Annotated in this window: 7 protein-coding genes; all 7 read right to left on the minus strand. The window is 69.9% G+C overall.

Features of this window, described 5'->3' with window-relative positions; translation table 11 throughout:
- Positions 1 to 161: 161 nt before the first annotated feature.
- Positions 162 to 1,853: a urocanate hydratase gene (gene hutU / locus JF66_RS17280; protein WP_035879955.1), complete on the minus strand. Its 1,692-nt coding sequence runs from the start codon at positions 1,851 to 1,853 to the stop codon at positions 162 to 164.
- Between the two features lie 28 nt (positions 1,854 to 1,881).
- Positions 1,882 to 2,535 (minus strand): IclR family transcriptional regulator, encoded by a 654-nt coding sequence (locus JF66_RS17285; RefSeq protein ID WP_035879956.1) that lies wholly within the window; start codon positions 2,533 to 2,535, stop codon positions 1,882 to 1,884.
- 451 nt (positions 2,536 to 2,986) lie between these two features.
- On the minus strand, positions 2,987 to 4,153 hold the full coding sequence (nagA, locus tag JF66_RS17290; RefSeq protein WP_231556487.1) for an N-acetylglucosamine-6-phosphate deacetylase: 1,167 nt from the start codon (positions 4,151 to 4,153) through the stop codon (positions 2,987 to 2,989).
- Positions 4,150 to 4,935 (minus strand): DeoR/GlpR family DNA-binding transcription regulator, encoded by a 786-nt coding sequence (locus JF66_RS17295; protein WP_035879958.1) that lies wholly within the window; start codon positions 4,933 to 4,935, stop codon positions 4,150 to 4,152. Before JF66_RS17295 ends, nagA begins: the two co-directional genes overlap by 4 nt.
- A 46-nt stretch (positions 4,936 to 4,981) precedes the next feature.
- Positions 4,982 to 5,863, minus strand: a complete 882-nt coding sequence (locus tag JF66_RS17300; RefSeq protein ID WP_051973703.1) for a MurR/RpiR family transcriptional regulator — start codon at positions 5,861 to 5,863, stop codon at positions 4,982 to 4,984.
- On the minus strand, positions 5,853 to 6,818 hold the full coding sequence (murQ, locus tag JF66_RS17305; protein ID WP_035879961.1) for an N-acetylmuramic acid 6-phosphate etherase: 966 nt from the start codon (positions 6,816 to 6,818) through the stop codon (positions 5,853 to 5,855). The genes JF66_RS17300 and murQ overlap by 11 nt, the downstream gene beginning before the upstream one ends.
- On the minus strand, positions 6,811 to 7,508 hold a 698-nt coding region (locus JF66_RS17310), incomplete at its 5' end, for an N-acetylglucosamine kinase (protein ID WP_035879962.1). The genes JF66_RS17310 and murQ, both read right to left, overlap by 8 nt.

Here is a 7,508-nt window from a genome sequence, read left to right on the forward strand (position 1 = left end):
GCGCTCAGCCCGCGCTGCCCGCTCTGCCTGCTCCGTCTGCTCGACCCGCTGTGGACGCTCAGCCCGCGCTGCCCGCTCTGCCTGCTCAGCGTGCTCAGCGTGCTCCGGGCGCGCGGGGGCCGACCCCGCGGACGGCGCTGCGGCATCCGCTCGCCCGACACTCACTCCGATTCCCACATGGGCACGCGCAGGCCGCGCTCGCGGGCCACGTCGGCGGCGTGCTCGTAGCCGGCATCCACGTGGCGCATCACGCCGGTGCCCGGGTCGTTGGTGAGCACGCGTGCGATCTTTTCGGCGGCGAGCGGGGTGCCGTCGGCGACGATCACCTGGCCGGAGTGGATGCTGCGGCCGATTCCCACGCCGCCGCCGTGGTGGATCGACACCCACGTCGCCCCGGAGGAGGTGTTCAGCAGGGCGTTGAGCAGTGGCCAGTCGGCGATGGCGTCCGACCCGTCTTTCATGCCCTCGGTCTCGCGGTACGGCGAAGCGACCGAGCCGGAGTCGAGGTGGTCGCGGCCGATCACGATCGGCGCGCTGAGTTCGCCCGACGCCACCATCTCATTGAATTTGAGGCCGGCGAGGTGGCGCTCCTTGTAGCCGAGCCAGCAGATGCGCGCGGGCAGGCCCTCGAAGTGCACCTTGTCTTGGGCCTTGGTGATCCAGCGGCGCAGGTGCTCGTCTTCCGGGAACAGCTCGACGATGGCCTTGTCGGTGGCCGCGATGTCGGCCGGGTCGCCGGAGAGCGCCACCCAGCGGAACGGGCCCTTGCCCTCTTCGAACAGCGGGCGGATGTACGCGGGCACGAACCCGGGAAAGTCGAACGCGCGGTCGTAGCCGCCGAGCTGGGCCTCCGCGCGAATGGAGTTGCCGTAGTCGAAGACCTCGGCGCCGCCGTCTTGGAAGCCCACCATCGCCTGCACCTGCTTGGCCATCGACGCCCGGGCGCGCAGCGTGAACTCCTCCGGATGCGCGGCGGCCTCGGTGTGCCAGTCCTCCAAACGGATGCCCTCGGGCAGGTACGACAACGGATCGTGCGCGCTGGTCTGATCGGTCACCACATCGATGGGCACCTTGCGTTTGAGCAGTTCGGCAAACACGGTGGCGGCGTTGCCGACGAGGCCCACCGAGAGCGGGCGGCGGTCGGCCTTGGCGGCGAGCACGCGGGTGACGGCGTCGTCGAGGTCGTCGGTCATCTCGTCGAGGTAGCCGTGGTCGACGCGGCGCTGCAGGCGGGACGGGTCGACATCCACGATGAGCATCACGCCGTCGTTCATGGTGACGGCGAGCGGCTGCGCGCCGCCCATGCCGCCCGCGCCGCCGGTGAGGGTGAGGGTTCCGGCGAGGGTGCCGCCGAACCGTTTCTCGGCGACGGCGGCGAAGGTTTCGTACGTGCCCTGCAGGATGCCCTGGGTGCCGATGTAGATCCAGGATCCCGCGGTCATCTGCCCGTACATGGTGAGGCCGAGCTGTTCCAGGCGGCGGAACTCGGGCCAGGTGGCCCAGTCACCCACGAGGTTGGAGTTGGCGATGAGTACGCGCGGCGCCCACTCGTTTGTGCGGAACACGCCCACCGGCTTGCCGGACTGCACGAGCAGGGTCTCGTCCTTCTCGAGGGTTTCGAGGGTACGCACGATGGCGTCGTAGCACTCCCAGTTGCGGGCGGCCTTGCCGGTGCCGCCGTAGACCACCAGATCGTCGGGGCGCTCGGCGACCTCGGGGTCGAGGTTGTTCATGAGCATGCGCAGGGGACCTTCGGTCTGCCAGCTCTTCGCGGTGAGCGTGGTGCCACGGGCGGCGCGCACCGGGCGCGCGGTGTGGGCGGTGGTCGCGGTCGTGGTGGTGGAATCCGTCATTGTGAGTCCTTGTCCGAAAGTGAGTGGGTCAGTTGTAGAGAGAGTGGGTCTCATCGAGCAACAGGCGCCCGATGTGTTCGATGTTCGTGGGGGTGATGCGGTAGCTCGGCACGACCACGCTGAGCGCGCCGACGATGCGCTCGCCCACGCGGATAGGTGCCGCGATCGCGGTGACGTCGCGTTCCACGCCGTCGCTCACCACGCAGTAGCCGTGTTCGCCCACCTCGCCCTGCAACGCGGAGCCGGAGGCGCTCGACTCCACCGGAAACTTGCGGCCCACCCAATTGGCGTGGCGCACGGAGTGGGTGCCCTCGACGATCGCGATGTAGAGCCCCTGTCGCCCGGGCGCCGGAACGCTGAGGTAGGCGGACTCGCCGGACTGCTCGACGATGCGCGTCATCGGGTCGCGGCAGAGAGAGACCAGGGATTCCTGGCTGAGCGCCAGTACCCCGAGCTGCACAATGGTCGTGCCCGGGCGGTAGCTCCCGTCGTCGTCGCGGCGCACGAACTCCGTGGATTCGAGCGTGCGCAGCAGGCGTAAGGCGGTGCTCGCCGAGAGATCGGCGGCCTTCGCGGCGTCGCCGAGCGTCACCGATCCTTTTTGGCACACCACGCTCAGCAGCGTGAGCGCGCGCTCGGCGGTGCGGGTGGTGGTGTCCGCCCTGGGTGCCGTTTCGGCCATGACATGTCCTGACTCGGTGCGTGCTGAATTGCATCTAGTAAAACACGTAGTTCATTCGATGGCAATGCCCGCCGCGACTTTTGGCTGCAGTGCCGAGCGGGCGCCCCGCACGGCCCGCCCCGGTGCCGAACTCCAGCACAGTGCGACGCCCCGGCGGCACTCCCGCGTGATTCCGCGGCCACCGTGTGCCCGGCCCACAAAGTGCCGCAGAGAGTCCCTTGCTCGCCGCCGGGGCGGATGTTGGCATCTCGCGTGTGACCTGCCAACTTCGGCCCCTTGGGCTTCGCGACCTGCCAACTTCTGCCCTGTGCGGGGGCTTCATGGGGCGGAAGGTGGCATCTCGTGTGGTGTCGCTCGACTCAAGGGGCGGATGTTGGCATCTCGCGTGTGACCTGCCAACTTCGGCCCCATGGCCGCGACGCTGATACCGGTCGGGGCGGTACGACGGGGTTCAGCTGGTGGGGCTCAGCAGGCGGCCTTCGGCGAAGACGGCGTCGACGGTGAGGTCGGGGCCGAGCAGCACGGCGTCGGCGGCGTAGCCGACGGCGAGCAGACCGAGGTCGGTGCGGCCGATCGCCCGGGCGGGGGTTTCGGTGAGCGCCGTCACAGCATCGGGCAGGTCGATACCGGCGGCGACCGCGTTCCGCAGCGCCACGTCGAGGGTGAGTGTCGACCCGGCGATCGATCCGCCGTCAACGAGGCGAGCCACGCCGTCGATGACCTCCACGGCGAGGGACCCGAGCAGGTAGTGGCCATCGGATGCGCCGGTGGCGGCCATCGCGTCGGTCACCAGAGCGATGCGGCCGGGTGAACCGGCAAACGCGAGCCGCACGACCGAGGGGTGCACGTGCACCCCGTCATTGATGACCTCGAGCACGACACCGGGGGAGTCCATGGCGGCGACCACCGGGCCGGGAGCCCGATGGTGGATGCCGTTCATGCCGTTGAATGCATGGGTCAGGATGCTCGCGCCGGCGTCGAAGGCGGCTCGAGCGGTCTCGTAGTCCGCCGAGCTGTGGCCCACGGCCACCCGCACCCCGGCGGCCACGAAGCGAGCGAGGGCGTCGGCGGCCCCCGGGAGTTCGGGGGCGATGGTCACCTGGCGAATCTGGCCGCGTCCCACCGCGAGCAGCCGCTCAACGGATTCCGGAACGGGCGACTGAAGCAGCGCCGGATCGTGGGCGCCCCGGAAGGTGGCGTCGAGAAACGGCCCCTCGAGGTGGGCGCCGAGCACCAGCGGGTTGCGCTCCGCCTCGGCGGCGACGACGGCCACTCGCGACTCGAGGTCGGCCTGGCTCGCCGTCACGAGCGAGAGCACCGCGCGCGTGGTGCCGTGCCGGTGGTGCACGGCGAGAGCGGCCGCGATCGCCTCGGCCCCGTCGTCGAAGGCAGCCCCGCCCCCTCCGTGGCAGTGGATGTCGATGAACCCGGGAGTGAGGTGGCGCCCCGCGGCATTCGTCGTCGCCCCGGCATCCACACCCACGTCACGCCACGTCGATCCTGTGCCGACGGCTCCGACGACGCCGTTCTCGAACAGCACCCAGGAATCGGCGGTCAGCGAGCCGCCGGAGACGAGCCGGGCGGAGTGGATGAGCGCGCGACCCGGCCGTCCGATCACGCGACGATCACCTCGAGGCCGGCGGCGGCGAACGCGGCCACCTGCTTGTCGGTGATGCCGTCGTCGGTGATCAGCGCGTCGAACTGGGCCAGGTCGCCGATGCTCGCGAACGCGGTCTGGCCGATCTTGCTCGAGTCCGCCACGAGCACGGCCCGAGTGGCACGACGGGCCATCAGTGAGTTGACGGCGGCCTCCCGCTCGTCGTGCACGGTGGCGCCCATCACGGGATCGATCCCGTTCAAGCCGATGAACGCGAGATCGAGGGTCACCTGCAGCAGCACCTCGTTGGCGTACGGCCCGACGAGCTCATACGATCGCGAGTGCACGACGCCGCCGGTGACCACGGTCTTGATCTGTGGCCGCATCGCCAGCTGAGCGGCGATGTTGATCGCGTTCGTGACCACGGTGAGGTTGGGATGAGGGGCGGCCTGCATGATGTCGGCGCGCGCGCCGAGGGCACTGGCGATGGCCGTGCTCGTGGTTCCGCCGCACAGGCCCACCACGTCACCGCGGTTCACGAGCGCGCTCGCCGCCGCCGCGATGCGTCGCTTCTCCGTCGCGCGGGCCTCGCTCTTGTACCGCACGGGCAGGTCATACGCCACCGCCTGCCCAATGGCGCCGCCGCGGGTGCGGGTGAGCAACTGCCGGCTGGCCAGCGCATCGAGGTCGCGGCGGGCGGTCGCGGCGGATACGCCGAGCTTCTCGATGATGTCGTCGACCTCGAGCTGACCGGATTCGGCCAGCAGGTCGAGAACGGCCGTAAGGCGGTCCGCGCGATTCATAGGTCCCCGTTCCTGATCTGGTGCTCTTAAACCTATCCGGATCGCATCAGTCGTCGTGCGGCGAGGGCAGCCGGTGGCGCTGCACGGCCTCATAGGTGAGCCGCAGCGACTCCGTCATATCGTCGTACATGGACTGTGCGATGCGCACGAACAGAATGTCCACGAGCGCCAGCTGCGCGATCCGGCTCGACATGGCCCCTGAGCGGTAGCGGTTCTCCCTCGCCTGCGTGGTGAGCACGAAATCGCAGTGCTCGGCGAGTGGCGAGTCCGGGAAATTCGTGATTCCCACCGTCGTGGCCCCGGCCGCCCTCGCCGTTTGCAAAGCGTGGATGGTCTCGATCGTCAGGCCGGAGTGCGAGATCCCCACCGCAACGCCACCGGGTTTCTGCAGCGCAGCCGAGGCCAGGGCGAGGTGCATATCGGAGAAACACGTGGCGGCCAGCCCGATGCGGTACAGCTTCTGCTGCAGGTCTTGAGCGGTCAGCCCGCTCGACCCGAAGCCGTACACGTCGATGCGGCCCGACGCCGAGATGGCCGCCGAGACGAGGTCGAGCGTCGCGAGGTCGAGTGCCTTCGCCGTCTCTTCGATGGCGAGCACCTCCTGGTACGCGATCTTGGCCACGACCTCCTCCGCGTTGTCGGTGCGGTTGATCTCCCCGTCGGCCACTTCGAAACGGTCGCGTTGCGCCTGCTCGCGGCTGGCATCCGCGGCCACGGCGATCCGAAAATCACGGTAGCCGGAGAATCCGAGTTTTTGGCAGAAGCGCGCCACCGTTCCCGGCGAGGTGCTGCAGTCCGTGGCGAGCTGGGTGATGGTGCGGTTCGTCACGACGGCCGGGTTCTCGATCACCGCCTGAGCGATGCGAGTCTCGGTGGCGCTGAGCCCCGGCAGTGCCTGGCGCAGGGTGAGCAGGGCGTTAGGCGACATCGGCTGTCCTTCCCGTGATCTGGGGAGCATCCGCGATAGCCTCGCGGAGAAAACCGTGATGACCGGCCAAGAGAAGCGTAGCGGCGAGCGGCGTGATTCCGGTGGTCAGCACGAGTATTGCGGCCTTCACCGAGCCCTCCGTGTCGCTCAGTGCCTGCGCCGCGGCCGCCGCATCCGCTGCGGTTGCGAGCATCACCGTGCGTTCGGCCCGCGCGCGCAGTTTCTCGTTCGTGGCGCGCATATCGACCATCAGGTTGCCGTAGGTCTTGCCGAGGCGAACCATGGTGATGGTGCTCAGCATATTGAGCACCATCTTCTGCGCGGTGCCGGCCTTCAGTCGCGTCGACCCGGTCAGGATCTCGGGTCCCACGACGACATCGATGGCAACGGATGCCGCCTGGCCGAGCGCCGACCCGGCGTTGCACGACACCCCGGCGGTGAACGCCCCCACCGACGCGGCATACTCGAGCGCCCCCACCGCGTATGGCGTGCGCCCGGAAGCGGAAATGCCCACGACGGAGTCCCGGGCACCGAGGCCGAGCGCGCGCAGGTCGTTCTCCCCGGCGCTCGCGCTGTCTTCGGCATTCTCCACCGCGGTGTGCACGGCGGTCGGGCCCCCTGCGATGAGGCCGACGACCAACTCGGGATCGGTGCCGAAGGTGGGCGGGGTCTCGCTCGCGTCGAGGATTCCCATGCGCCCGGCCGTGCCTGCTCCGATGTAGATGAGCCGGCCGCCGACGCTCATGCGGGCGGCGATGCCGTCCACGGCGGCTGTGATCTGGGGCCCGACGGCCGCCACGGCGGCGGCGACTCCGGCGTCCTCAGCGTTCATGGCGTGCACGAGTTCGGCGGTCGAGAGCAGGTCGAGGTCGGGGTAGCGCTCGTTCGTCTGCTCGGTGGAGAGCAGGGCGAGCGAGTCGCGGAGCGCCGCGTGGTCCGGGTGGTCGTCAGCCACGGATGACCGTCCTTTCGTGGGGCAGCCCGGTGCGTCCGGCCACGATCGCCGCGCCGGAGAGCGCGTCGCCGAGGGCGGCAACGCGGGCCAGGTTGACGGCCGCGAGGGCGATGTCGAGACGGGTTGAGAAATAGGAGTGTGACAGGAGGCCGCCCGTGACGACCACCGTGCTGTCGCCCTCGGCGGCGGCCGCAACCGTACGGGTGAGGAACGCGCACGCGGTATCGACGATACCGACGGCCGTGGCGTCGCCCTCTGCCGCCCGATCGAGAACGCGCGGAGCGAAGCTGGCCAGGGTGCGCGCCGGCGTTCCGCTCGCCGCGACCCACTGCGGCAATCTGTCGAGCCCGCCGGCGAGGGCCTCAGCATCGAGGCGCAGCAGGGTCTCCGGCCCGCGCCCGTCGCCGGCGCGCAGAGCAGCCTGCAGGCCACTCCGACCGAGCCAGCATCCGCTGCCCTCGTCCCCGAGCCACGGTCCGAGGCCGTCGACCTGACGGATGCCGCCGGTCGCGTTGACGCCAAACGCCACCGCACCGGTTCCAGCGATCAGCACCGTTCCTGGTGCGCCCGCAAACGCGCCGACATGTGCGGCGAGGCCGTCGTTGAGCAGCGCAACGGGCACGCCGAAGGTGCGCCGCAGCAGCGCCACGAGCTCACGCGCGGCGTCAGGGGCGGCCTCGGCGCCGGCGG

Source organism: Cryobacterium sp. MLB-32 (assembly GCF_000738085.1).
Lineage (GTDB): Bacteria > Actinomycetota > Actinomycetes > Actinomycetales > Microbacteriaceae > Cryobacterium.